The organism is Sinobaca qinghaiensis, from assembly GCF_003610495.1.
Classification (GTDB): Bacteria; Bacillota; Bacilli; order Bacillales; family Marinococcaceae; genus Sinobaca; species Sinobaca qinghaiensis.
This window is the reverse complement of sequence record NZ_RAPK01000008.1, coordinates 341156-365471: the sequence shown is the minus strand read 5'-3', so window position 1 is coordinate 365471 and position 24316 is coordinate 341156. Positions and strand designations below refer to the sequence as shown.

The following is a 24316-nucleotide window of genomic DNA, read 5'->3' as shown; positions in this document are numbered from 1 at the left end:
TTTATATATCAAAAAAAATTGATATAAAAGAAAGGATGAGCAATTATGACGAAAGATCTGCCTGTCATTATAGTTGGAGGAGGACCGGTGGGACTGGCCGCCGCCGCAGAACTGCATGAAAAAGGGGAAGCGTTTGTAGTTTTAGAGGCAGGAATGGGACCTGGAACGAATTTTCTTAACTATGGCCACGTCCGTCTCTTTTCTCCCTGGAAATATAATATGAATAATGCTGCCAGGCGTTTATTGACTAAATACAAAGTGGCGCTTCCGGATCCGGAAAAGCTGCCGCTCGGAAAAGATATCGTGACCGAGTATTTGCTTCCTCTCACTGAGCTGCCTGAAATGAAGCCGAATATATATTTTGGCACCAGAGTTGTGCATATTTCCAGAAAAGGATTCGACAAGATGAAATCAAAAGGCCGGAAAGAAGCACCTTTTCATATAATAACAGAGAATGCCGATGGAGAACGAAAAGTGCTGGAGAGCGGAACTGTTATTGATGCAACCGGCACATGGGAGCGTCCTAATTCACTCATCCCCGGCGGTGATTTATTAACGGAAAAGCGGATGAATCGCATTTTTTACGGAATTCCCAACAATAAACACGCTGAATCATCGGTGTATATAAATTCAAACACAGCTGTAGTGGGAAGTGGACACTCTGCCATGCAGTCTCTTCTGGAGCTGCTGGAGGTGCAGCAGAGTCATCCGGAAACGACCATTTCCTGGATTCACCGGAAGCCTGGCACATTGGAGGCACTCGGGGGAGGGGAGCAGGATCAGCTGCCGGCTAGAGGGAAGTTAGGCCGTCTCATTAAGAGCGCCTGGGAAAGCGGGAAGATCCAGGTGTTCGAATCGTTTTATATTGAATCGGTGAACGAGAAAAAGGATCAGCTGACGCTGTCAGGCATACAAAACAATGTACCAGCTGAAACAGAACCGTTTGATTATATTATATGCAACACAGGATCGCGCTCTTCTTTTGAGTTCCTGGGAGAGCTGCGCTGGGACAGAGATGCAGCATTGGAATGTGTACCGGCTCTTGCTCCGTTAATCGATCCCAACGTACACAGCTGTGGCACTGTCAGGCCCCATGGGGAAAAAGAGCTGCGCCAGCCTGAAGAAAACGTCTATATTATTGGAGCAAAAAGCTATGGAAGGGCTCCTACATTTCTGCTGGCGACAGGCTATGAGCAGGCCAGATCGGTTGCTGCATATATTGCAGGCGACAAAGCGGAAGCCGCAGAAGTGCATCTGGAGCTTCCGGAAACCGGAGTGTGCTCCGCTGAACCGGCGTCTCGATCCCCTTTGACTATTGCTGTTTCAGGCGGCTGTTGTTCCTGATAAAAAAACGTCCGGGAAGCCTCCCGGACGTTTCTTATGTTAAAATCTAACTTTTTCCTGATTGGTAACGATAAGTAGAATTTTTCCTTTTTCCAGCTCTACGCGGAGTTTTTCGGCTTTTTCAGCATCAAAGCCGATTCTTTTCAGCTTTACTTCAACTTTTGTCTGGCGGCCCCGGAAAATATTTTTGAGTACCGTACCGACACCCATTTCTTTTCTGCCGATTTTCTTGGCATCTGTATTTTTCTTGTTGCGGCGGGTGCGTCTGCGGTCAAAGGAAATAACGTATAAGTCCTCACCGCTGACACCTGCTTTCGTCAGCTTGCCAATCGACTTTCCTAATGATTCATCGTTGTGAAAAAGCTTAAACTTGGGATCCAATGTCTTTCCTCCTTTAAATATACAGCTGGTTCTTACGGATATTATAAATCTTTACCCTAAATGATGGGCTCTTAACCTTAATGGAAATAGAAAAGTTGACATATCGAATATGTGCGATATACAATGGGCAAATGAATAACATCGATCTTTTTAAAGCATTGTCAAACGAGACAAGATTAAATATTCTTATGTGGCTGAAGGAGCCGGAAAAGCATTTTCCAGAGCAGCAGGCTCATCTTCCGAAAGAGGTAAGTCTGGAAGGCGGGGTGTGTGTTGGAGACATTCAGGAAAAAGTAAATGCTTCCCAATCCACCGTATCCCACTATTTGAATATGATGCAGAAAGCAGGGCTTTTGGAATCAGTTCGCTACGGCCAGTGGACGTACTACCGCCGAAACGAAAAAACGATTAAAGAGCTTGCTTCATTTCTCGAAACAGAGATCTGATTCCGGATTTCTGTTTTTTTCTTTGCTGTTTTATATCGATTATTCTAGATATTTAGATGAGGAGTGGAAACATGAAAATTATAGTTTATGTTCTGGCTTTGATAGCAGGCATGTCGTTAAGCCTGGAAGCTGCTATAGGAGGAGCTCTGGGAGAAAATATCGGCGAGTTGGAAAGCACTTATTTTATTTTTATTATTGGAGCAATGGCTACTTTTCTTATCGCTCTTTTCTTTGGTAAAGGTGATGTGAAGCAGATAACAAAAGTGCCGAGATGGCAGTTAATCGGAGGCGTTCTTGGGGTGATTTACCTGGCTTTTCTTATTATCAGCGTTAACCTTGTCGGCGTAGGCACGGCGGTTACAGCTGTTATTATCGGCCAGCTCGTCATGAGTATGATCGTAGACCATTTTGGCTGGCTTGGCACGCCGAAGGCACGATTTAACGTAAACCGCCTTATTGCAGGTGGATTGTTGATTGCATCGTTATTTTTAATTTTATAGGAGGACGAAAGTATGCTTACAGCAGCAATATTTATTCCATTAATGGCAGGTATAGGACTGAGTCTCCAGTCGGCCGTTAATGGCACACTCGGCAGTAAAATTGGCACAATTGAAAGTGCTTTTCTCACTTTTTTCACGGGCGCCGTGATTCTAACGATCGTTATCCCGTTTTTCGGCGGGGGCACGATACTTGATGTCTTTCAGGTGCCTGTCTGGCAGCTGATATGCGCTGTATTCGGATTTTTGTATTTATCTCTAATGGTTTTCTCGGTGCCGCGCATAGGGGTTACCGTAGCGGTTGTTAACGTGATTGTCGGACAGCTTGCAGCAAGTATGGCAGTCGATCATTTCGGCTGGTTCCACACACCGGTGGAACCATTTGATCTGCAGCGTTTTTTCGGAGTGCTCCTGCTGCTGGGCGCGTTATATTTCTTATTTAAAAAAGACAAAAAACAAACGGCAGCAGAAGCCGTTTAGTGTAACAGGTATGTATAAAAGCCGGAATGGAGAAAGCTCCATTCCGTTTTTTTATTTGTCTTCTTTTAGCTGGGCATAGGCTTCAAGACCTGACGTTACGGCGCTGCTCATTGCTGCGCCACCGCCGAATGCTGCTGCAACTGCGAGCGTTTCTTTAATCTGCTGCTCGGTACAGCCGTGATGGATGCATTGATCCATGTGATAGACAATACAGGTGTCGTCAGCGTCTTTGATACTGATAGCGAGAGCACTTAAGTGCTTCTGCGCAGCGGAAAGTTCACCATCTGCAAAACAGCTGCCGGTAAAATGATTGTACTGGGAAGCGATGTCCGGAAATGTGTCGCTGAAGCTGTCCACGCCTTCAAGGTACTGCTTTCTGATTTCTTTCGCATCTATTTTAGCCATGATAAAAAACCTCCTTATAATCTTCTAAGCAAGTTCCCCTTCTCCTCCTTTTTAAACATGTGGAAATATTTGTTTATGAAGTATATGGATCAGGGAATGAGAATGGAAGAACGCTCAAATTAAGTAAGGAGGTCGTGAAATGGCAACAACAGAAGAAGTGCTGGGCCGGGACGCAGAATACTTACTAGGACATGAGAGCAAAACAATTTCAAAAGAGGATCTTTATGTACCGGGACCTGATTTCGTAGATCGTGTATACAAATCGACGGATCGTTCTCCGCAGGTGCTGCGCAATCTGCAGAGTTTATTTGACCATGGGCAGCTCGGCGGGACAGGTTATTTATCCATTCTTCCAGTGGACCAGGGCATTGAACACTCTGCCGGGGCGTCATTTGCTCCAAACCCGATCTACTTTGATCCGGAGAATATCGTAAAGCTGGCGATTGAAAGCAGATGTAATGCTGTAGCGTCTACTATTGGTGCATTAGGCTCAATCGCACGTGATTACGCGCATAAAATACCATTTATCGCAAAAATTAATCATAACGAGCTTTTAACGTATCCGAATACGCACGACCAGATTATGTTCGGATCAGTGGATCAGGCTCATAAAATGGGGGCAGCAGCCGTTGGTGCTACGATTTATTTCGGATCTGCGGAAAGCGGGAGGCAGATTCAGGAAGTATCGAAAGCCTTCGAAAGGGCCCATGAGCTGGGACTGGCTACTGTTTTGTGGGCGTACCTCCGCAATCCCGGTTTTGACAAAGACGGAACGGATTATCATACCTCTTCTGATTTATCCAGCCAGGCTATTCATTTATCGGCAAGTTTACAGGCGGATATTGTAAAGCAGAAGCTTCCTACTAACAATGGAGGCTATACAGCAGTTGGCTTTGGAAAAACCCACGATAAAGTATATTCTGACCTGACGAGTGATCATCCGATTGACCTCACTCGTTATCAGGTAATGAATTCCTTTATGGGAAGAGCGGGGCTTATTAATTCAGGCGGCGGTTCCGCGGAAAATGACTTTGTAGAGGCGGTAAAGACAGCCGTGATTAACAAACGGGCCGGCGGCATGGGACTTATTATGGGAAGAAAAGCGTTTCAGCGTCCGATGAAGGAAGGCGCCGAAATCATTCGTGCTGTGCAGAGCGTATACGCTGATGAATCCGTGACGCTGGCTTAATGTAGATAAGGCGCCTGGATTTTCCAGGTGCCGTTTTATTTTTTTACATAGAAGGAGCAGTCTATGAATAATAAACTTGAAAAACCGAGCATATTTAGAATAGTAGTGGATTTAACTGCCGTTCTGGGGGCAGGTCTTTTTTGTTATTTCGTCATCTATGAAGGGACATTCTTCCCTGGAGCTTTTGATTATGAGGAGCATGGAGAATTGCTTTCGATTCAACAGGGCATGATGGGGCAGAATGAAACGACTTTTTATTCAACCGGAAGTAATACGACAAAAGAGCTTGAGCTGGCTATGCTGAAATCAGATATTCGCAGCCAGCAGAATACGCTTCTCACATTAAGTACCTTTCTTATTACTATGTTGTTGGCTTTTCTTACAAACCGGCGCTATGAGCAAGAAGCTTCTGAAAAAAAGTACATCAATCTGGCTATTGTTTTGTTTTATGCCTTGTCTCTTGCCATCATTTCTTATATATATACAGTGAAAACCCAGGAAATTATGGCTGAGATTAATAAACTGACATCCTAAAAAGCCGGATCCTCCCTCAGGAGACTCCGGCTTTTCTTTTACCTTCACTGCACAGGTACCTGATTGGTCCGCAGTGCCTGGGGGAGGTCAGAGACAACCTGTACGTCTTTAAACGAAATGCCAAGCTGTACTGCCTGCTGCGCCATATAAGGGCGCATTCCGGACAAGGTTGTTTCGATGCCCAGCAGCTGCAGAGCTGAAATGAGCTGCTTAATTTTTTCAGCTACTAAAGCATTGATATGCAGTACTCCTGATAAATCAATATACAGTCGGTCCATCTGTTTAAGGGCACACTGCTTTAATGTGTTCTCAACAATTACATCGCCCCGCTCCACATCGATATTTCCGACGAGCGGCAGGAGGCCGATACCCGGCTGCAAAAGAATAACAGGAGCAGTCAGTTCCATGATCATATTTTCTTTATCCTGAATTTCTTCATCCATATGCAGAAGAGCCTGCTGCATAAAAGCACTGCTGGCAAAATCGAATGCACGAAGCGCCTTGCGCTGCCACTCCAGCACATGTTCGATGGGCACCGAGTTATCATACTGGGTAATAAAGTATTCTATATGATCAAGAATAATTTCTCTGTATCTGGTGAACTCTTCCTGTACAAGAAGAAGCGGCTTCCAAATCTCGCGGCTTTCATCGACGACTTCCTCGATCTTAGTTTGAAACCGATTATAGAAACTGGTTTCATCATCCTTAAATACATGAAGAAGCTCTGTAATGAAGTGTTCCTTCATTTCTTCCAGTTTTTCAGCGATAGTGGCATTGGGGACGGTAACATCGTTCTCTTTATATGATTCTTTCCATAAATCTTTCATCGTATCCAGATTTTCGGACAAGTATTGATGCAGGGACTTATTTATTTGTTCTTTATCGTAATCCATCCTTCACTTTCCCCCACTGTTGATAATGTAGTTCTCATACAGTATAGAGGCAGGGGGGAGATAGCACAAGAAATATTGAAAAAACAGGAGATCAGGCTTTTAAAACGACTTGAATCTTCCCGTTTTCTGTATAAAAAGTATCTACCTTTCCTACCGGAATATGCTGCATCTGTTTAATTACTTCCATGTGAAAGCCGATTAGATCCCCATCGATGGAAAAATAAGGCGGACGGTTAAATATTTTTTTGTGAATCCAGGAAGCATCGAGGGGCGCGGTCCGCCTTAATCTGAAATAAATCGTGCGGTCTTCGGTGTGGGCCGGCTCCAAATAAATAGAATATTTTACAGGTATACGCATTTTCGTAAACGTCCCATCTATACGAATCATTTGATCCAGAATAGCTGCATGTGTCACTTCCACCTGTTCTATCTTTTTTACTTGAAGAAGCTTGCGAAGCATTGTTTCATTGATGGGGATAGTAACACCATTTTCAGCATAGTGCTGGACTTTCTTTTTTATCTCATTTAAAAAACGGTCCATACGGCATTCTCCTTTAATTGAATATTATCGCAGTGCAGTGAAATGTGATACATTTCCTATAGAAGAAAGGGGACAGAACAAACATGAATAATAAGGAAATAGAACAAATTCAGGCACTGCAAAAAGAAATAGGCTTTTCCGGCACATTCTCCGCGAGGGGTAAAGAGAAGCAGGGGAGCGGCAGCAGCGGTTTTGCAAATCTACCCGAAAAATGGGAAAACCAGATAACTACAAGATTTAACATGGCGTCCGGCAGCCAGATTTTCACAGCGGTGGCGGTGTGCCGGCTGATAGAGGAAGAAAAGCTGGATTTCGATACATTGTTAAAGGACTGTCTGGATATTACATTCCCTTATTTTGATGAAGATATTACTATAAAACACCTGCTGCTTCATACGTCGGGCATTCCTGATTATTTTGAAGACGAAACAATGAGGGCATATGAAGATCTATGGATCCAGAAACCGATGTACCGGATGAAAAAAACGAGCGATTATCTATCATTGTTTCAGCAGAAGAAAATGGTATCACCGGTGGAAGCCATGTTTCATGCAAACCACGCAGGATATATTGTATTGGGATTGATTATAGAGCAGGTTACCGGCATGGATTTCAGTGAGTATATAGAGCAGCATGTGTTTGAAAAAGCCGGGATGAAAGATTCTGGTTATTTCAAATTGGACCAGCTTCCGGAGAGAACGGCAGTCGGCTACATAGAAACAAAAGAAGGAGAATCCAAAACCAACCACTATGCCATTCCGATTAAAGGCGGCCCCGACCGCGGAGCTTATACAACGGCTGCTGACATGGTACTTTTCTGGGAAGCGCTGATGAGCTGTAAACTGCTGTCGAAGGAAATGACAACGATCTTTTTAGAGCCGCATGTATCCCTATCAGAATCTATTTCCTACGGATATGCCGGTTATATGGAAAGGGAAGGAGAGGAAGTAGTGAAATACATTTTAATGGGCTACGATCCAGGAGCTAACTTCCGATCCTTCTACAGACCGGATCAGAACCTTGCTGTGGCGGTATGTTCCAATAAAGAAGACGGAGCTCACGAAATGGTCAGGAAAATTGAAGAGATTTTTATAAAGTAATAGTAAAAGAAAAGCAGCCGGAGCGGCTGCTTTTTTGTGTATTAAAGTTTTAGTTTTATGTGGACTTTCCGGTTCTCAAAATAGTAGGAGTCAAACTGGCCGACCGGAATATACTGCAGCTGTTTCACGGAATCGAGGTGAAAGCCGACGACTTTACCTTTCATTGTCATCATTGGAGGCTGATGAAAGATCTTTTTTCGCAGCCATTTTCCATTAATGGGACGGATCTTTTTGATCTTAAAAAAGATGGAGCGGTCAATGGTATAAGCAGGACGAAGCTGAACGTTGAAATGAATGGGGATATGCATTTTTGTGACTGTACCATCTATCCGCAGCTTGCGCTTTTCAACGGTAACATTCGTAATTTTGACGTTGTCGATCTTTTTAACATTCATCAGCTTAAGAAGCATCTCTTCGGTAAGTGTAATCGTCATCTTCCCCTGAGCGCCTTCTTTTACTTTTTCTTTAATCGTTGATAAGTCCAAAATCGGTGTCCTCCTTCAGGATCTTTCCTATCTCTTCCCTTTTACAGTGTAAAGAAAAACCTTATCCGGCAGGAAGATCAGCCGGTATGGAGAAGTTACTACAATACAGTTTCTATTATTAAACAATAGAAAGGAAGAAAGTACAGTGAGCATATTGAAGCATTCCGACTGGAAGGACACGAAGCGTACCCTTCACTTACTGTCCCAGATTCTGGGGAAAATCAGACTGGAACTTGCCGCTCAAGAGCCGCAGTGGGCACACGTCATGCTGAATGTAACACCCGGGGGTTTTTCTACAGGTTTATTGTATCATGGCAGCCATACTCTTCAAGTGGAGGTGAACATCCGCCGCAATGAAGTGATTGTGCACGTTGACGATGAGCAGGAAACAGATTCTCTGGAAGATGGAAAAACCATCAAAGAATATTATCACTGGATTTTTCAGACGTTAGCTAGTCACGGTGTCTCTATTTCTATCTTTCCCAAACCCCAGGAGATGAAAATAGACGCAATGCTCGATGAAGATACAGTTAACCACACCTACCGCCAGTCAGAGGCGCTGGAAGGCCTGGCTTTGTTTCAAATGGCTCTTCGTGAGCAGCGGGCTTTTATCAGCTCCATGCGCTGCCGGAAAGTAATGCCGGGCTTGTTCTGGGGTACGTTTGATGTTTCTACGCTTATTGTAAGTAATATCCCTGAGGCATTTCCGGTGGATAAACCCATTGAAAAAGCGGCGTTTGACGAGCAGTTTATTGAATACGGCTTTTGGCTCGGCGATGACCAGGTGGATGTACCTTCTTTTTTCGTTCTGCCGTATCCATTTCTAAACAAAGAGCTTAAAGACGACTCGCTCGAACCGGAACAGGCTTATTACGACAAAAAACTGAGTGAATTTTTCCTGAACCTGGATACTGATATACCTGCCAGCGAGCCGATTCAGCGATTTTTTCATACGACATTTGATATTTTGACAGAAGAGCTCGGCTGGGAAGGCTGCGACTATTACAGAAAGCCATTGTTAATGAAAAAGCAGCCAACCGTTGAATAGAATGAAGAAAAGACGCCTCCCGGGGCGTCTTTTTGTGCTGTTATAGTTTCCCTGTTAAAAATTGAGCTTCTCCCATACCGAAACTCCAATCGGCATCTCCGTTTGAAACGAGAGAAATCATAATGTCCTCTTCGGAAATACCGCACTGTTCATGCAGTTCTTTGACGAGATGGCGGTAAAGTGCCTTTTTCTGTTCTTCGGTACGCTGCTTACTCGTCACGCTGATCAGCACAACGTTCTCACTGCGTGTAAACCCAAGGCCGGTGTCCTCAATGATCATTTCTTCCGGTGCATGCTGATGAACAATTTGATAGCGGTCCTTTTCAGGAACCTCAAATGCATCAACCATTCCCCGGTGCGCGGCATCAAGCAGCTTCTTCAGGTCTTCTTTGCTTCTTCCTTCTATTACATCAAATCTCATAAGTGGCATGACGGTTCCTCCAGTGTTATCAAAGTGTGCTTCTAGTAGAAGCGTTCAGCTCCTTATTGTATAGATCCCTCCACGTACTGGCAAGCCATCGTGTAAGCAAATGTATCAGGATATTCCAACACGGTCCTTTTCTTTATCAGACATTTTACTTTCTGTTAAGTAGGAGAAGAAATTTCTGCACATAATGTATCGTGAATATTCTGATAAATGGGTGCTATCATTAATATAAAATAAAGGAGGCGGAGATGATCGAAAAAACAAGCCATGTACAGGAAGAAAAGCAGGAGCTGCTGGAAAAAGACCGACAGTATTTATGGCATCACATATCCCCGCACAACGAAAATCCGATTATTTTTGAAAAAGGACAGGGCAGCCGGGTTACCGATATCGATGGAAATGAGTATCTTGATGCAATGTCCGGTCTCTGGTGTGTGAATGTCGGCCACGGAAGGGAAACCATAGCAGAAGCAGCCATGATGCAGATGAAAAAACTCGGATATGTTCCGCTCTCCAATTCGCATGCGCCGGCTGTTAACCTGGCGGAGGCCCTAAATGACTGGCTTGTAGAAGATTACCGTTTCTTTTTTTCGAATTCCGGATCGGATGCAAATGAAGTAGCCTTCAAAATGGCGAGGCAGTATCACCAACAAAAAGGCACCTACGGCAAGTACAAAATTCTTTCCCGGTACCGCGCATACCACGGGAACTCAATGGGTGCCATGGGGGCAACCGGGCAGGCGTCCAGAAAATTGAAGTATGAGCCGGCGGGTGAAGGATTCAAGCATGTGCCGCCTCCCTACTGCTATCGCTGTCCGTTTGGAAAAGAGCCGAACAGCTGTTCACTCGAATGTGCCTCTGCCATAGAAAACATGATCGAGTGGGAAGGTGAAGCCTCTGTTGCTGCAGTGATTGTAGAACCTGTGATTACAGGAGGAGGCATGATTGTACCTCCTGATGGATATCTCCAGGAATTACGTGCTATCTGCGACAGGCATGATGTGCTTCTTATTGTAGATGAAGTGATCTGTGGGTTCGGACGATCGGGAGAACCATTCGGGCACCGGAATTTCGATGTGATCCCTGATATAGTAACGATGGCTAAAGGAATTACGAGCGCTTATGCGCCGCTTTCTGCGACTGCTGTTCGTCAGGAAATATATGAAGTGTTCAAACAAAAAGAAGCGACGAGCCACTTCCGTCACGTAAATACATTCGGCGGCAACCCTGTCTCCTGTGCAGTCGCGCTTGAAAACCTGGCTATTATAGAAGAGGAGAAACTAGTAGAGGAAGCAAGCGACATGGGGGCTTTTCTGGCAGAAGAGCTGAGCGTGTTATGGGAGTTTCCGGTAGTTGGTGATATCCGCACATTTGGCCTCATGGCAGGGATCGAACTGGTGGAAGACCGCGAATCAAAAACGCCTCTTGCTGTGGAGAAGATGAATCAGCTGCTCGCCTTCTGCCGGGAAAAAGGAGTTATCGCTGGTAAAAATGGAGACACGGTCCCCGGGTTCCAAAACGTACTTACCCTCGCTCCTCCTTTTATTATTACAAAAGATGAAATCAGGCAGATTCTTGCAGTATTTAAAGAGGCACTGGCCGGTGTAACCGCATAAATGAAAAGCGTCTTCCTTCTAAAGGGAAGGCTTTTTTGTCAATAAAACGAATTTTCAGAAATTTAAAGGAAAGAAATCTGACAATAGAACAGCCTGATACAGCAGATGATTTAACAAAATGTTAAATATCATGGGGAATTCTTCCACATCCTGTTAATGTTAATCGGCCTGTGATTCTTTAATATTAGCGTCAATCATCATTACATTTTACGAGGAGGAACATAAATGAGTGATCAAGTACGTGTCGGGCTGATTCAGGCCTCAAATGATGTAGATGGGGCGGAGCCGGTCGCCCTTCATAAAGAAAAAGCGATTGAAAAGCACATCCGCATGATTGAAGAAGCGGCAGAAAAAGGGGTGCAGATTGTCTGCCTGCAGGAAATATTCTACGGGCCGTATTTCTGTTCGGAACAAAACGCCAAATGGTACGAGGCGGCGGAAAAGGTGCCTGACGGACCGACAACCAGGCAGTTTCAGGAGCTTGCCAAAAAGCACAGCATGGTCATTGTCCTGCCTATCTACGAAGTGGAAGGTATTGCAACGTACTATAACACTGCCGCAGTTATTGACGCGGATGGCTCCTACTTAGGAAAATACCGAAAAAATCATATTCCCCACGTCGGTGTCGGTGATAGCGGCTACGGCTTCTGGGAAAAGTTTTATTTTAAACCGGGTAATATGGGTTATCCCGTGTTTGATACGGCTTACGCTAAAATCGGCGTCTACATCTGCTATGACCGGCACTTTCCGGAAGGTGCAAGGCTGCTTGGCCTGAACGGCGCAGAGATTGTGTTTAATCCATCTGCTACGGTAGCGGGCCTGTCCGAATACTTATGGAAGCTCGAACAGCCGGCCCACGCGGTCGCAAATGGCTACTTCCTCGCAGCAATTAACCGCGTAGGGACAGAAGGCCCCTGGAACATGGGTGAATTTTACGGACAGTCCTACATTGTAGATCCAAGAGGGCAGTTTACGGCGATGGCAAGCCGGGACGAGGATGAAGTGCTTGTAGGAGACGTAGACAGAAAAATGATCCGCGAAGTCCGCGATACCTGGCAGTTTTACCGGGACCGCCGCCCGGAAACGTACGACGAAATGATTCAGCAGATCCCATAATACAGAGGAGGACGATGCAATGGCTACGAATCAATCAGAAGCATGGATTTCGGTGGAGGATATTAAAGCAAACTTTACTGAAGCCCATCCGGCTTTAAAACAAAAGGATGCGGTCGACGAAGCAAACCGCTGTCTATACTGTTACGATGCCCCCTGTATTACCGCCTGTCCCACCGATATTGACATTCCGGCCTTTATTAAGAAAATTGCGTCCGGAAACATGAAGGGATCGGCGGTAACGATCATGGATGCCAATCCATCGGGTGCCAGCTGTGCGCGGGTATGTCCGACAGAGGAGCTTTGTGAAGGGGCCTGCGTGCTGAATCATGCATCTACTCCGATAATGATCGGTGACCTCCAGCGCTATGCCACCGACTGGGCCATTAAAAATGAGCAGGTTCTTTTTAAAAAAGGAGAAGATACGAAGCAGCATATTGCTATCGTTGGCAGCGGCCCGGCCGGGCTTTCTGCAGCAAGGGAACTAGCCCGTTTCGGGCACCGGGTCACTATTTACGAAGCGTCAGCGGAGGCAGGCGGCCTGAACACATACGGAATCGTCTCATTCCGGCTGCCTAAAGAGATTCCCGCCTGGGAAGTCAAACAAGTAAAAGACCTGGGCGTTGAAATCAAAACGAATACGATCGTTGGAAAAGATATAAGCGCCGCTGAACTCACTGAGCAGTACCATGCTGTTATTATTGCCGCCGGGATGGGCAAAGTTCCAACACTTGGCATCGACGGAGAAGAATTGGAAGGGGTCCGGGATGCTATTGAATTTGTAAAAATGACGAAATCCGGGAAGTGGGAGGAAAATCTCAGCGGCAAAAAAGTAGCCGTCATTGGAGCAGGCAACACAGCCGTTGATGCGGCTACCTGTTCGGTCCGGCTCGGCGCAGAGAATGTGAAAATGGTTTACCGCCGCACGGAAAAAGAGATGACCGCCTATGCATTTGAATATGAGTTCGCCAAGCAGGATGGCATTGAATTCAAATGGCTGTCGGCTCCGGCAAAAATAGAAGGAAACAGCAGCGGCGAAGTAACAGGCCTGCTTGTGAATAAAATGAAGCTGGAAGCAGCTGGAGAGGACGGGCGTCAGAAGGTAAAAGCAATTGAAGGCGCCACAGAAACGCTGGATGTGGACCTGGTAATAAAAGCGATCGGCCAGGAACGACTGAATCCGCTTATCGAAGCATTTGAAGTGACGCATTCCGACGGGGTCATTCAAATAGATGAGACAACGTATGCCACGTCAAAAACCGGCGTTTATGCAATCGGGGATATTATTTTTGGGAAAGGCCAGGGGGAAGCAATGGTCGTGTCGGCTGCCCAGCAGGGTAAAAAAGCCGCCTGGGCGATTCATTCAGAGCTGACGGAAAACGCCGTCCATTCTGCCTAATACGAAACAAAAAAGGAGAGATTTGATATGGCAAACCTCGAAACATCGCTTGCGGGCATCCGATCTCCCAATCCATTCTGGCTCGCTTCGGCTCCGCCGACAAACAGCGGATATCAGGTGCAGCGGGCATTTGAAGCAGGATGGGGCGGCGCTGTCTGGAAGACGCTTGGCGATCCGATCCTGAATGTATCCTCCCGTTTTGCCGCCACCTCGTTTAACGGCCAGGCTGTAGCGGGATTTAACAATATTGAATTAATCACCGACCGGCCGCTCGAAGTAAACCTGCGGGAAATAGAAGAAACAAAAATCAAATACCCCAATCATGCGATTATCGCTTCTCTGATGGTGGAACCAAATCAGGAAAAGTGGCATGAAATTGTCAAAATGGTGGAAGCTGTTGGAGTCGATGGTCTGGAGCTGAACTTCGGCTGTCCCCACGGTATGGCGGAGCGCGGTATGGGAGCCGCGTCCGGACAGGTACCTGAGCTTGTGAAACAACAGACCGCCTGGGTAAAAGAAGTCGCTCAGACACCGGTTATTGTTAAATTGACCCCGAACATTACGGATATAACCTTTACAGCAAAAGCCGCCGTAGAGGGCGGTGCGGATGCCGTCAGCATGATTAATACGATCAACAGCCTGGCTGGAGTGGATCTGGACAGCTGGAATACAGTGCCAAATGTCGCCGGGAAAGGGGCGCACGGTGGATACTGCGGACCTGCCGTAAAGCCGATTGCACTGAATATGGTAGCTGAATGTGCAAGACGGCCTGATATTAATGTGCCTATTTCCGGCATGGGAGGAGTCTCCTCCTGGAAAGAAGCCGCGGAGTTTATGCTGATGGGGGCCTCCAATGTGCAGGTGTGTACGGCGGCCATGCATCATGGCTTCCGCATTGTAGAGGATATGATCGACGGGTTGAACAATTACCTGGATGAAAAGCAAATAGGCAGCGTGGCCGAGCTTGTCGGCAAAACGGTGCCGAAGTATTCCGACTGGGGAGAGCTGGACCTGAACTACCGGGTCGTGGCGCAGATTGATACAGAAACCTGTATTAACTGCAATAAATGCCATATTGCCTGTGAAGACACGTCGCATCAGTGTATTGATATGCTTAAAGACGAGCAGGGAAATGACTTTCTTCAGGTGCGTGAGGATGACTGTGTCGGCTGTAACCTCTGTTCCATCGTCTGTCCTGTAGATGGGGCAATTGAAATGGTGGAAGCACCGCGTAAAACCGGTGAAGAGCCGATGACATGGAATGAAAGGCAGTCACTGGTGTCCATGATGGGAGTTAAATAGAAGGGAGCGGGATGGATGAATACAACAATAATCAAAAATGGAACGATTGTAACGGCAAGTGAAACTTACGAGGCGGATATTTTGATCAAAGGGGAAACAATTGTCCAGATCGGACGTGAGTTTCCGGAGGAAGGAGCCGATGTAATTGATGCGGCCGGCCGTTATGTGTTTCCAGGGGGAATTGATCCGCACACGCATCTGGAAATGCCGTTTGGCGGCACCGTTACAAGGGATGACTTCGAAACAGGGACGATTGCGGCCGCCCACGGCGGTACAACGATGGTTATTGATTTCTGCCTGACGGGAAAGGACAAGCCGCTGGAAGAGTCTATTCAGGAATGGCATGACAAATCGAAAGATAAGGCAGTCGTAGACTACAGCTTTCATTTAATGATTGGAGAAATGAATGAAACGGTCCTTAATCAGCTGCCGGGTATTATAGAAGAGCATGGGATTACTTCCTTTAAAGTATTTATGGCGTATAAAAATGTCTTCCAGGCCGATGATGAAACGCTGTTCGAAACGCTGCTGGCTGCGAAAGATCTAGGGGCTCTTGTCATGGTGCACGCAGAGAACGGTGATGTGATCCACTACTTAACAGAAAAGGCGCTGGCAGAAGGTAAAACCGAGCCTATCTACCACGCATTGACAAGACCGCCGGAGATCGAAGGGGAAGCCACAGGAAGAGCCGCCCAGCTGACGGCTCTTGCCGACTCCCAGCTTTACGTCGTTCACGTGAGCTGCCAGGAGGCGGTGGAAAAAATAGCAGACGCCAGAAGAAAAGGCGCCGCGGTGTTTGGCGAAACATGTCCGCAGTATCTGGCGCTCGATCAGACCTACATGGAAAAGCCGAATTTTGAAGGAGCTAAATATGTCTGGTCGCCGCCGCTCCGCGATAAGAAGAATCAGGAGCTGCTGTGGAAGGCAATACAAAGTGGTGATCTGCAGACGATTGGATCCGATCAGTGTTCTTTTGACTTTCATGGCCAAAAAGATCTGGGCATAGACGATTTTACGAAAATACCGAATGGCGGCCCGATGATTGAAGACCGCTTCAGTATTATTTATTCAGAAGGTGTGGCGAAAGGCCGGATCTCCCTGCAGAAATTTGTAGAAATCACTTCTGCCAGAGCGGCACAGCTATTTGGGCTTTCCCCTCAGAAAGGAGCCATTGCAGTAGGAAGTGATGCTGATCTGGTGATCTTTAATCCCGGCGTGACGAGAACGATCAGCGTGGATACCCATCACATGGCTGTAGATTATAACGCTTTTGAAGGCATGGAAGTGCAGGGGGAAGTGGAAACGGTACTCGTGCGCGGAAAAGCCGTTGTCCGGAACAAAGAAACCGTTGGAAAGCCCGGAAGCGGCCGGTACATGAAGCGGAAAACCTTTCAAAACCTGAACGCTCCCACTAAAGCAGAAACATTAATTTAATTAATAGGAGAGAAGCTGGATAAAAAATATGTAGGAGGATACATGAATGAGCCAAAAAGACCGTTATTTAAAATCGCCTGATCTGCTGCCGGTGTCTCATGCCGGCAAAAAGATCAGCACTTTTGGTTTTGCTGTGATGTGGGTCGGTATGGCCGTCGTGCTTGCTGCTTTTGCTATCGGCGGTGATGGTGTATTGTCGCTTCCTCTTGGCTGGGTTGTACTGGCTTCTCTGCTTGGTTCTCTTGCCATTGGTATTTTCATAACGATTGTAGGAGATATTGGAATTGAACACGGGTTATCCTTCCCTGTCTATATGAGGGCGCCATTTGGAACGGTCGGTACACATATTCCTTCGTTAACACGCGGCATCACCGCCTCCATCTGGTTTGGTATTAATACCTTTTTTGGTGCTACCGCGATTAACGGCATATTAAATATTATGATGGGCTTCGATAACTGGCTTCTCTGCTACGCTTTATTTGCAACCGCCCAGCTGATTAATACGGCAATAGGAATTAAAGCTGTCGAGCGATTTGCAGATCTGGCAGCGCCCATTATTATTATTATTTCAATCTGGATGTATTATGTACTTACTTCTACCGCTTCAGCAGGTGGCACAAACGTATGGAACAGTGTGGAGGCTCCGGTATCCGGAACGACGGCGGTCAATGCGTTTCTGATTGTTCTTTTTGCCAACATGGGATTCTGGGCAACCCTTGCGGCGGATATTCCTTCCATCTCGAGGTTTATTAAAGCCCCTCAGTATGAAAGAAACTGGTGGAAACGAAACAAGGGAACGCTTGTAGGAAGTGTAATTTCCCTGCCGCTCGTGCAGACGTTCATGGTATTGATCGGCGGTGTCTGTTATATTGCCCTCGGTAACTTTGATCCGGTGGTGGCTCTGCAGGAAACAGCAAGAGGCATAGCCCTGGCCGTTCTGTTATTAATGATTGTTTTTGCCCAGTGGTCGACCAATACGTCAGCGAACGTAATTCCGGCTGCAACTATTTTTTCTAATACAGGCGGTCCGAAGGTTCCCTTTTATGTAGGTGTGTTTCTGGCAGGCTTTGTCGGAACTGTTGTACAGCCCTGGCTCCTATTTGAAATCCTCGTTCCTTTCCTTTTAGTAGTAGGAGGCATACTATCAGCTATTGTCGGTATATTAATTGTTGATTATTATGTGCTGCGAAAAAGACGTGTGAACGTGCCTGATCTATATCGTCATGATGGGCAGTACCGCTATTTCAAAGGGATTAACGCGGCCGGGTTTATTTCCTGGATAATAGGCGGAGTCAGTGCCTACTTATTGATGGACTATTCTTTTCTAGTCGGCTTTGTTGTTGGAGGGGGAAGTTACTATGTATTAGGTAAATTCTGGTGGTTCCCTAAATACAAGCAGGCTGAAATAGAAGATCCAAGTGATGAAAAGTATTTAGGAATTACAGTTGGGCGCGACTGGGCCATAAAAGAAGAAGAAGCAGCCCAGCAGGAAGTAGCTAGTACTGAATTTAAATAATGGAGGCGGGTGTGAATGCGGGAGCATGCAGAATTTATGCTGGAAAAAGAAAAAATTGATGCTCTGATTGAGGATGGCTACGAGATAACCGCAGTACAGGAAAATCTGGAAGGAGCGTTCGTACAGTTTTCAAATGGGGAAAAGCAGGCGCATCTGCATATAGAAAGCGCAGATGCGAGAAAATATTTTTCCTTTTTATTAAAAAAACAAAAAGAAGAAGCAGCTTCTACTTAAACGAACCCGGCCGAATTCATCGGCCGGGTTTTGTCTTTCATATATACAGTTACTTAGTGCCTGTCTGATATTCATAGGCATGCAGCGCAAGTTCTACCGACAGGCGCTTTGGAGAAGAAAATAAATCTTCCCCCATCAGCTCGCTGATTTTATCAAGCCGGTGATAGAGGGTCTGGCGCACGACGTAGAGCTCCCGCGCTGCATCCTGCTTGGAGCCGAAGCACTGCAGGTATACCCGCAGAGTCTGAATCAAATGCCCCTGTCTGTCTGCATCAAAGCGGAGCAGCTCTCCTAAATGTTCATCAATAAAGTCATCTATATCTCCTTCTTCTTCCATTTTAAGAACCGTACGAAAAAGATGAAGGTTTTCATAAAAAGGAAGAGCAAGAGAAGGTACACGATTTTTCACTTTTTCTGTTTCCTTTGCGGTCAAATAGCTTACCGGCACGTCCGTCGGTGCTTTTACCGTTTTGCCGAAAACGAGATATTCAAAGAAAGGAAAGGTGCCCCGCTCGTCTTCTTTTAATAAAGCCCGGTAGCCGGAATAAAGGCGCTCGCGGAAAACAGAAGCGCTGATACTGCCCGGGTACAGCAGAATAAACACATAGGCGTGCGGCATAGAAGTGGCTAATAGCGTTATTCCCCGTTCTTCAAAAATTGAACGGGCAAGCATCGACTTTTGAATAAAAAGTCCTTCTCTATTTTTATGAGAGGAAAGAAGATGATTTTTCGAAATTAGTCCGACAGCCATGGAGTGAAACGTTCCTTTTTGCAGCTGTTGGAGTTCACTGTTAACTTCTTCCTGATTGTTTTCGTTATTGATCCAATCATGCATCCAGCGCTCCTCCTGCTGTCTGCGGCGCTCTTCCATATAGGTGGTCCGCATCACTTCCTGAGCAATGGCGGTAGCACAGCGGTCGAATGCAAGCTCATCAAATTCGCTGAAAGCAAGACCGTCTTTGTAGGCGATTAAGTCGGCGAAATAATGAGTGAGTACCATAATAGGACGTGATGTGTGCAGGCTTCTGTGGTGCCATGTTTTGTGCTCGATCCATTCCTTGACCCGTTTTTCCTGCTCCTTTAAAGAAAGCGCGGGATAGAAATAACTTTCCCCCTGAATTGGAAGGTAGCAAACGTTGATCCTCGTGCGGCGGTGGAATTCGTACAAAATTTCTTCAATTCCTTTTCCGTCCAGCAGAATTTGATTAAACGAGGAAGACAGGTCTTCGAGCTCTTTGACCATCTGGTAATGCTGGTGGATAAATAAACTATGCAGATCCTGCGTAATATCAATATACCGGACTTTTTCATGAAAAAGAATCAAAGGAAAATGATGCCGTTCAGCAAATTCGATCATCGCAGCAGGCAGTGACTCCGTATAGGTGCCAAGCTCAATGCACAGGCCGGAAACATTATTGGCAATAAGCTGCTGCAGAAATGACAGGGAAAGGGCTTCATTTTCATGCCAGGCAAGTCCCGTGGTCAGTACAAGTTCGTTTCCGTTTAACAATTCGTCCAGGCGGGTGACTTCGATAATATGAACCCAGGTAACTGTCCGATTAAGGGAAGTCTCATCTCCTATGACTACGGCCTTTTGAAAATGCGGGCGTTCCAGGATATGGCGGATTGTCGTATGAATGACAGGGGTGTGGACCGGCACAAGATCACCTCCAATGGACAATATGTAAAATAGATCTATTTTCTTTTATTGTATAGAAGGTATTGTATTTTACCTTATGTTTGGCAGGTTGTTTTACATACATTCTATAAAATATGATAAACAGCCACTCATGCCCACTGGAGATCACTGAGCACTGTTCCTGTATCTCACTGGTTCTGAAGGCCGTTAATGCAATTTGTTATGAAAGGTAAATGAATGGTACCTTAAGTATATAAACGTATACTAGGAGGAGGGTTTATTTGAAAGAATTTGATGGGAAAACCTGTAGGTTGATTGACGCGGATATTCATGAAAAAGTAACATACGCAGATTTACTGCCCTATCTGGGGCAGCCCTGGAAACGCTATATTGCTGATGCCAACTGGGTTCAGGAAAAGCATATGCCCTATACACAGCCGGCGGTGGCAGGTGTAAATCGTGCCGATGCGATGCTTCCGGACGGACGGGATGCCGGGTCGGATCTTCCGTTTATGCGTGAACAGCTTTTGGATGCATGCGGACACGATATCGGTATTTTAACAGGGGCACTGGATCCTTCTCCTTCTTCTATGCATGGCTGGTACGAAATGGCTGCTACACTGGCCACAGCCTACAATGACTGGCAGATTGAGCACTGGCTTGAAAAAGAAGAAAGACTGTACGGTTCTATTCACATTGCGGCCCAGGATCCGAAGACAGCAGTAGAAGAGATTGAACGCATCGGCGGTCATCCGAAAATGCTGCAGGTTCTCCTGCCAATAGATGATATTGCCTGGGGGGATCCTATGTATCATCCGATTTATGAAGCCGCAGAAAAACACGATCTGGTGATTGGCATGCATCACAATGAGCCGCCCGTCCAGTTTGGCAAATGGCCCCGTTATTTCATCGAATGGCATGCGCTTATTCCAACCTCCCACATGATTCAAGTAACCAATATGATCCTGAACGGCGTATTCGAAAAATATCCTAAGCTGAAAGTCATGATGATCGAAGGCGGCTTTACCTATGTTCCATTTTTAATGAAAAAGCTGGACCAGCAGTATAAAGACCTCCGTCACGAGGTGCCCTGGGTAACCAAAATGCCGAGCGAAACGATCAAAAATCACTTTTGTTTCACGACCCAGCCTCTCGAAGAAATGACGAAACGGGAATGGAACAACCTGGTCGAGCAGATGGGCACCGACGATATTATTGTATTTTCCACAGACTATCCGCACTGGGACTATGATTCTCCTGAGCAGGCGCTGCCTAACGGGTTAAGCGAAGAGGTCCGCCATAAGATTATGGTGGAGAATGCTCTTCGTTTTTATCCGAAGCTGAAAAGGAGGGATATGTAATGGAAGAAAAGGTGTGCACGATGCAGGATCTGGGGCCGGGAGATATGATTGAACGAACGTTTTCCGGAAAATCCATCATTATCTGCCGCTCGGATCAGGGAATTTATGCATTTCTTAACCGTTGTCCTCATCAAGGAGCTCTCTTATCAAAAGGGAAAATTGGAGGATCTCCTGCTGCAACCAAAAATCCCGGCGAGTACTGCTTTCAGCGTGAAGGAGAAATTCTCCGCTGCCCATGGCACGGCAGAGAATTTGATATCACGGATGGTGGAAATACGCTGACTCCGGACCGTAGTAAGCTCAAGGAGTTTATGATCAAGATTGAAGGAGAAGATGTGATTGTTTCTACAGAGAGAAAGAAATCAAAAGCAGCACAGGCCTAATTTGGAAAAGCATCGGAGAAATTCGATGCTTTTTGTTATGATAGAAAAGTAGAATGCTGAAAATAAAATAGAGCTCAGCTTTATGAGAAAAAGCGGGGAACGTCATGTCATTAGAAACGATGCAGGAAAAAGAACAGAACAAAAAATACAGAATTCTTCTTGTTATAGGAATTGTACTGATTGCTTTTAATCTCCGCGCAGCTATTACATCAGTCGGCCCGGTACTTGGCTTTATCCGGGAAGATCTCGGCGTCGATCACAGCTCGGTCGGAGTGTTGACCACTATGGTGCTGCTTACGTTTGCTGGTGTTTCGGCGATAGCATACAGATTTGGAAACAGAGTGGGGCATCAGAGAGCCTTATTTTTAGGGCTGATCGTACTGGTGGCGGGTATTCTTATACGAACGGTACCCAATTTATGGTTTTTATACGCGGGAAGCATTGCGGTAGGAGCCGGCATTGCAGTCTGTAATGTGTTGCTGCCGGGCGTCATTAAATGGTCCTTCCCAGCGAAGATGGGGCTGATGACGAGCATTTATACAACATGTATGGCCATTTCCGCTGCGTTTGCTTCCGGACTCTCCGCGCCTATTGCAGAACAGTCAGGCACAGGGTGGCAGGGTGCGCTTCTTTTATGGACGCTTCCGGCATTAGCCGGCATCATTTTATGGGCATTTATTTTACATGGAGAAAAGAAAAAAGCACCGCCGGTTAAAGAAATCGACCGCACTACTCTTATTTGGAAGTCACCTCTTGCCTGGCAGGTAACGCTGTTTATGGGCTTTCAGTCCATCGGCTTTTACGTCATGATTACATGGCTTCCGGACATTCTTGTAGAAACCGGCGGCGTCGCGTTAACGAGTGCCGGCTGGATGGTAGCTATGATGCAGGCAGCCAGTCTCCCGGCATCCTTTATCACCCCGATTTTAGCAGAACGATTTCGTCACCAGGTTGGAATTATTATTACGATAGGCATTACAGCATTAACAGGGCTCAGCCTTCTGCTTACAGCTTCTTCTTTTTCTATGCTTATTGCAGCGGTACTCTGCATAGGACTCGTACAAGGAGCAAGCATCAGCCTGGCGCTGGCTTTGTTTGGCCTTCGTGCAGAAACGGCCGGCAAGGCAGCAGAGCTTTCAGGTATGGGGCAGTCGGTCGGGTATTTATTGGCTGCATTCGGCCCGCTGGTCGTAGGCGTTTTTTACGACTGGACGGGGGCATGGAGTGCGGGCCTGATTTTCTTAATGGTTATCGCGGTCTGCCAGATGACGGCAGGCATTGGTGCCGGCCGCAATAAATATGTGTAAAAGGATAAAAGCATTATTTCACAAAGCCTCGCCATCCATCATGCTCATGCTTCGATTAAATAAAAAACAGGAGATGTTTTTATGTCGGTGTTAAGAATTGAAGCTTTGGAAAAACAAACTGAAGACACGGTTATTTTCCCGGCGTTTGGACTGGAAGTGTCACAGGGCCAGGCAGTGGCTCTCCATTCCAATACAAACATAAGAAATATTCTTCTGCGCATGCTGAATGGAGATATGACGGGGTCGAATGGAGATATTCACGTCCTGAATAAACCGATTTCCACATTTACGAAGCCGGATTATACGTGTATCGGCGTTTCTTATTTGGACGACGGACTGTATGACAGGCTTACGGTAAAAGATGTTTTTACGTTTTACCGGGGTCTTTACAACTCCAGCAGAACCATTCCGGAAGTTCTTCACATGCTGCAGCTTGAAACGAAGCATAAAGTCCGGGTCCAGCACCTTTCTTATTCAGAACAGCGCCGTGTGCAGACAGGACGTCTCTTATTCCAGAATCCCGCCTTGTTTGTGCTGGAAGAAGCGGACCAGAATGTAGATATGGAAACAAAACGTATTTTTATCAAGCTTATTCAGGAGTTAAAGCAGGCTGGGAAAACTGTTCTGCTCCTGACAAGCAACATGGAAAGTGCCATTACAATGGCTGATCATGTCTACAGGCTCGATGAAACTGGATGTCATTCTATTGAAATGGAACAAGAGAATGTTCAGGCAGGCCAAGAAGAGGAAAATTCTATTGAAGAAATCAAGCCGGTAGTTCAGTTTGATAAAATTCCAACAAAGATTGACGACAAAATTATTTTATTTGATCCTACAGAAATAGAGTTTGTGGAAACGTCAGCTGGTCAGGTACTCATTCATATAAAGGGGGAAGGATTTCCAGGCGTTTTTACCCTAACTGAACTGGAAACCAGGCTGCAGCCATTTGGCTTTTTCCGGTGCCACCGTTCCTACATCGTGAACCTGCAGAAAGTAAGAGAAGTGATTACGTGGACACGAAACAGCTATACGCTCATTCTGGATGACGAGAAAAAAACAGAAATTCCGCTGTCTAAAACAAAAATGGCAGAGCTGAAAGCGATGATCGGCATGAAATAGTGTTTCATTCATCCCGGGATCTGCTCCATTCACATACCGGCCGGCGCTGTTTACCGTAAATATAAGGCGGGGCGCCGGCATTTCTTTTATTCTGGAATCAGCAGCATACCAGCTGACATCCAG

26 protein-coding genes are annotated in these 24316 nt (G+C 46.1%); 19 read left to right on the top strand and 7 right to left on the bottom strand.

Features of this window, described 5'->3' with window-relative positions:
* Nucleotides 1–45: 45 nt before the first annotated feature.
* The gene (locus ATL39_RS09140; protein ID WP_120193039.1) at nt 46–1344 is read left to right on the top strand and encodes an NAD(P)-binding domain-containing protein; all 1299 of its coding nucleotides are present in this window, start codon (nt 46–48) and stop codon (nt 1342–1344) included.
* Nucleotides 1345–1383: 39 nt separating this feature from the next.
* Here the strand turns inward: ATL39_RS09140 and ATL39_RS09135 are convergent, their stop codons facing one another.
* Nucleotides 1384–1725 carry a YflT domain-containing protein gene (locus tag ATL39_RS09135; RefSeq protein ID WP_170146884.1) on the bottom strand — a complete coding sequence of 114 codons (342 nt, stop codon included), beginning with the start codon at nt 1723–1725 and terminating at the stop codon, nt 1384–1386.
* Between the two features lie 131 nt (nt 1726–1856).
* Here ATL39_RS09135 and ATL39_RS09130 point away from each other — a divergent pair, with 131 nt between their 5' ends.
* From ATL39_RS09130 to ATL39_RS09120, 3 genes are all read left to right on the top strand, one after another.
* Nucleotides 1857–2171 carry an ArsR/SmtB family transcription factor gene (locus tag ATL39_RS09130; RefSeq protein ID WP_120193037.1) on the top strand — a complete coding sequence of 105 codons (315 nt, stop codon included), beginning with the start codon at nt 1857–1859 and terminating at the stop codon, nt 2169–2171.
* Nucleotides 2172–2242: 71 nt separating this feature from the next.
* Nucleotides 2243–2671 carry a DMT family transporter gene (locus ATL39_RS09125; protein ID WP_120193036.1) on the top strand — a complete coding sequence of 143 codons (429 nt, stop codon included), beginning with the start codon at nt 2243–2245 and terminating at the stop codon, nt 2669–2671.
* Nucleotides 2672–2683: 12 nt separating this feature from the next.
* Nucleotides 2684–3148: a DMT family transporter gene (locus tag ATL39_RS09120; protein WP_120193035.1), complete on the top strand. Its 465-nt coding sequence runs from the start codon at nt 2684–2686 to the stop codon at nt 3146–3148.
* A 51-nt stretch (nt 3149–3199) separates the two neighbouring features.
* On the opposite strand, the gene ATL39_RS09115 is transcribed toward ATL39_RS09120, so the two are convergent.
* Nucleotides 3200–3553 carry a carboxymuconolactone decarboxylase family protein gene (locus tag ATL39_RS09115; protein WP_120193034.1) on the bottom strand — a complete coding sequence of 118 codons (354 nt, stop codon included), beginning with the start codon at nt 3551–3553 and terminating at the stop codon, nt 3200–3202.
* A gap of 139 nt (nt 3554–3692) precedes the next feature.
* Here ATL39_RS09115 and ATL39_RS09110 point away from each other — a divergent pair, with 139 nt between their 5' ends.
* Nucleotides 3693–4742, top strand: a complete 1050-nt coding sequence (locus ATL39_RS09110) for a class I fructose-bisphosphate aldolase (RefSeq protein WP_120193033.1) — start codon at nt 3693–3695, stop codon at nt 4740–4742.
* 63 nt (nt 4743–4805) lie between these two features.
* Nucleotides 4806–5276 carry a hypothetical protein gene (locus tag ATL39_RS09105; protein ID WP_120193032.1) on the top strand — a complete coding sequence of 157 codons (471 nt, stop codon included), beginning with the start codon at nt 4806–4808 and terminating at the stop codon, nt 5274–5276.
* Between the two features lie 44 nt (nt 5277–5320).
* On the opposite strand, the gene ATL39_RS09100 is transcribed toward ATL39_RS09105, so the two are convergent.
* The gene (locus ATL39_RS09100; protein ID WP_120193031.1) at nt 5321–6169 is read right to left on the bottom strand and encodes an STAS domain-containing protein; all 849 of its coding nucleotides are present in this window, start codon (nt 6167–6169) and stop codon (nt 5321–5323) included.
* Between the two features lie 91 nt (nt 6170–6260).
* Nucleotides 6261–6710 carry a hypothetical protein gene (locus tag ATL39_RS09095; RefSeq protein ID WP_120193030.1) on the bottom strand — a complete coding sequence of 150 codons (450 nt, stop codon included), beginning with the start codon at nt 6708–6710 and terminating at the stop codon, nt 6261–6263.
* An 83-nt stretch (nt 6711–6793) separates the two neighbouring features.
* Between ATL39_RS09095 and ATL39_RS09090 the strand changes: the two genes are divergently transcribed.
* Entirely contained in the window at nt 6794–7810 is a 1017-nt protein-coding gene (locus ATL39_RS09090; protein ID WP_120193029.1) for a serine hydrolase domain-containing protein, read from the top strand.
* Nucleotides 7811–7851: 41 nt separating this feature from the next.
* On the opposite strand, the gene ATL39_RS09085 is transcribed toward ATL39_RS09090, so the two are convergent.
* Nucleotides 7852–8295 carry a hypothetical protein gene (locus ATL39_RS09085; protein WP_120193028.1) on the bottom strand — a complete coding sequence of 148 codons (444 nt, stop codon included), beginning with the start codon at nt 8293–8295 and terminating at the stop codon, nt 7852–7854.
* Nucleotides 8296–8440: 145 nt separating this feature from the next.
* Between ATL39_RS09085 and ATL39_RS09080 the strand changes: the two genes are divergently transcribed.
* Nucleotides 8441–9343, top strand: coding sequence for a DUF5996 family protein (locus tag ATL39_RS09080; protein ID WP_120193027.1), 903 nt, complete (start codon nt 8441–8443; stop codon nt 9341–9343).
* Between the two features lie 40 nt (nt 9344–9383).
* Here the strand turns inward: ATL39_RS09080 and ATL39_RS09075 are convergent, their stop codons facing one another.
* A complete protein-coding gene (locus ATL39_RS09075; protein WP_120193026.1) occupies nt 9384–9773 on the bottom strand; it encodes a tautomerase family protein in 390 nt (129 codons plus the stop codon).
* A gap of 245 nt (nt 9774–10018) precedes the next feature.
* Between ATL39_RS09075 and ATL39_RS09070 the strand changes: the two genes are divergently transcribed.
* The 7 genes from ATL39_RS09070 to ATL39_RS09040 all read left to right on the top strand — a co-directional run bounded on the left by ATL39_RS09070 (nt 10019) and on the right by ATL39_RS09040 (nt 18384).
* On the top strand, nt 10019–11386 hold the full coding sequence (locus ATL39_RS09070; RefSeq protein ID WP_120193025.1) for an aminotransferase: 1368 nt from the start codon (nt 10019–10021) through the stop codon (nt 11384–11386).
* 225 nt (nt 11387–11611) lie between these two features.
* Entirely contained in the window at nt 11612–12502 is an 891-nt protein-coding gene (locus tag ATL39_RS09065) for a nitrilase-related carbon-nitrogen hydrolase (protein WP_120193024.1), read from the top strand.
* 19 nt (nt 12503–12521) lie between these two features.
* Complete coding sequence (locus ATL39_RS09060; RefSeq protein WP_120193023.1) at nt 12522–13898, top strand: NAD(P)-dependent oxidoreductase; 1377 nt, start codon at nt 12522–12524, stop codon at nt 13896–13898.
* A 27-nt stretch (nt 13899–13925) separates the two neighbouring features.
* Nucleotides 13926–15200: an NAD-dependent dihydropyrimidine dehydrogenase subunit PreA gene (gene preA, locus ATL39_RS09055; RefSeq protein WP_120193022.1), complete on the top strand. Its 1275-nt coding sequence runs from the start codon at nt 13926–13928 to the stop codon at nt 15198–15200.
* 15 nt (nt 15201–15215) lie between these two features.
* Nucleotides 15216–16634, top strand: a complete 1419-nt coding sequence (hydA, locus tag ATL39_RS09050; RefSeq protein ID WP_120193021.1) for a dihydropyrimidinase — start codon at nt 15216–15218, stop codon at nt 16632–16634.
* Nucleotides 16635–16680: 46 nt separating this feature from the next.
* A complete protein-coding gene (locus ATL39_RS09045; protein WP_120193020.1) occupies nt 16681–18150 on the top strand; it encodes an NCS1 family transporter in 1470 nt (489 codons plus the stop codon).
* A gap of 15 nt (nt 18151–18165) precedes the next feature.
* The gene (locus ATL39_RS09040) at nt 18166–18384 is read left to right on the top strand and encodes a hypothetical protein (protein WP_120193019.1); all 219 of its coding nucleotides are present in this window, start codon (nt 18166–18168) and stop codon (nt 18382–18384) included.
* 49 nt (nt 18385–18433) lie between these two features.
* On the opposite strand, the gene ATL39_RS09035 is transcribed toward ATL39_RS09040, so the two are convergent.
* Nucleotides 18434–20044 carry a PucR family transcriptional regulator gene (locus ATL39_RS09035; RefSeq protein WP_147419345.1) on the bottom strand — a complete coding sequence of 537 codons (1611 nt, stop codon included), beginning with the start codon at nt 20042–20044 and terminating at the stop codon, nt 18434–18436.
* A 260-nt stretch (nt 20045–20304) separates the two neighbouring features.
* On the opposite strand from ATL39_RS09035, the gene ATL39_RS09030 reads away from it, so the two are divergent.
* The 4 genes from ATL39_RS09030 (at nt 20305) to ATL39_RS09015 (ending at nt 24193) form a co-directional block, all read left to right on the top strand.
* Nucleotides 20305–21384, top strand: a complete 1080-nt coding sequence (locus ATL39_RS09030) for an amidohydrolase family protein (protein WP_120193017.1) — start codon at nt 20305–20307, stop codon at nt 21382–21384.
* Nucleotides 21384–21767 (top strand): Rieske (2Fe-2S) protein, encoded by a 384-nt coding sequence (locus tag ATL39_RS09025; protein ID WP_120193016.1) that lies wholly within the window; start codon nt 21384–21386, stop codon nt 21765–21767. The genes ATL39_RS09030 and ATL39_RS09025 overlap by 1 nt, the downstream gene beginning before the upstream one ends.
* A gap of 104 nt (nt 21768–21871) precedes the next feature.
* The gene (locus tag ATL39_RS09020) at nt 21872–23074 is read left to right on the top strand and encodes a CynX/NimT family MFS transporter (RefSeq protein ID WP_120193015.1); all 1203 of its coding nucleotides are present in this window, start codon (nt 21872–21874) and stop codon (nt 23072–23074) included.
* Between the two features lie 81 nt (nt 23075–23155).
* Nucleotides 23156–24193, top strand: a complete 1038-nt coding sequence (locus tag ATL39_RS09015) for a LytTR family transcriptional regulator DNA-binding domain-containing protein (RefSeq protein ID WP_120193014.1) — start codon at nt 23156–23158, stop codon at nt 24191–24193.
* Nucleotides 24194–24316 lie beyond the last annotated feature (123 nt).

Coding starts and splice junctions, on each gene's coding strand:
- ATL39_RS09140 (WP_120193039.1), top strand. CDS start 46: ATGACGAAAGATCTGCCTGTCATTATAGTTGGAGGAGGACCGGTGGGA.
- ATL39_RS09130 (WP_120193037.1), top strand. CDS start 1,857: ATGAATAACATCGATCTTTTTAAAGCATTGTCAAACGAGACAAGATTA.
- ATL39_RS09125 (WP_120193036.1), top strand. CDS start 2,243: ATGAAAATTATAGTTTATGTTCTGGCTTTGATAGCAGGCATGTCGTTA.
- ATL39_RS09120 (WP_120193035.1), top strand. CDS start 2,684: ATGCTTACAGCAGCAATATTTATTCCATTAATGGCAGGTATAGGACTG.
- ATL39_RS09115 (WP_120193034.1), bottom strand. CDS start 3,553: ATGGCTAAAATAGATGCGAAAGAAATCAGAAAGCAGTACCTTGAAGGC.
- ATL39_RS09110 (WP_120193033.1), top strand. CDS start 3,693: ATGGCAACAACAGAAGAAGTGCTGGGCCGGGACGCAGAATACTTACTA.
- ATL39_RS09105 (WP_120193032.1), top strand. CDS start 4,806: ATGAATAATAAACTTGAAAAACCGAGCATATTTAGAATAGTAGTGGAT.
- ATL39_RS09100 (WP_120193031.1), bottom strand. CDS start 6,169: ATGGATTACGATAAAGAACAAATAAATAAGTCCCTGCATCAATACTTG.
- ATL39_RS09095 (WP_120193030.1), bottom strand. CDS start 6,710: ATGGACCGTTTTTTAAATGAGATAAAAAAGAAAGTCCAGCACTATGCT.
- ATL39_RS09090 (WP_120193029.1), top strand. CDS start 6,794: ATGAATAATAAGGAAATAGAACAAATTCAGGCACTGCAAAAAGAAATA.
- ATL39_RS09075 (WP_120193026.1), bottom strand. CDS start 9,773: ATGCCACTTATGAGATTTGATGTAATAGAAGGAAGAAGCAAAGAAGAC.
- ATL39_RS09070 (WP_120193025.1), top strand. CDS start 10,019: ATGATCGAAAAAACAAGCCATGTACAGGAAGAAAAGCAGGAGCTGCTG.
- ATL39_RS09065 (WP_120193024.1), top strand. CDS start 11,612: ATGAGTGATCAAGTACGTGTCGGGCTGATTCAGGCCTCAAATGATGTA.
- ATL39_RS09060 (WP_120193023.1), top strand. CDS start 12,522: ATGGCTACGAATCAATCAGAAGCATGGATTTCGGTGGAGGATATTAAA.
- preA (WP_120193022.1), top strand. CDS start 13,926: ATGGCAAACCTCGAAACATCGCTTGCGGGCATCCGATCTCCCAATCCA.
- hydA (WP_120193021.1), top strand. CDS start 15,216: ATGAATACAACAATAATCAAAAATGGAACGATTGTAACGGCAAGTGAA.
- ATL39_RS09045 (WP_120193020.1), top strand. CDS start 16,681: ATGAGCCAAAAAGACCGTTATTTAAAATCGCCTGATCTGCTGCCGGTG.
- ATL39_RS09040 (WP_120193019.1), top strand. CDS start 18,166: ATGCGGGAGCATGCAGAATTTATGCTGGAAAAAGAAAAAATTGATGCT.
- ATL39_RS09025 (WP_120193016.1), top strand. CDS start 21,384: ATGGAAGAAAAGGTGTGCACGATGCAGGATCTGGGGCCGGGAGATATG.
- ATL39_RS09020 (WP_120193015.1), top strand. CDS start 21,872: ATGTCATTAGAAACGATGCAGGAAAAAGAACAGAACAAAAAATACAGA.
- ATL39_RS09015 (WP_120193014.1), top strand. CDS start 23,156: ATGTCGGTGTTAAGAATTGAAGCTTTGGAAAAACAAACTGAAGACACG.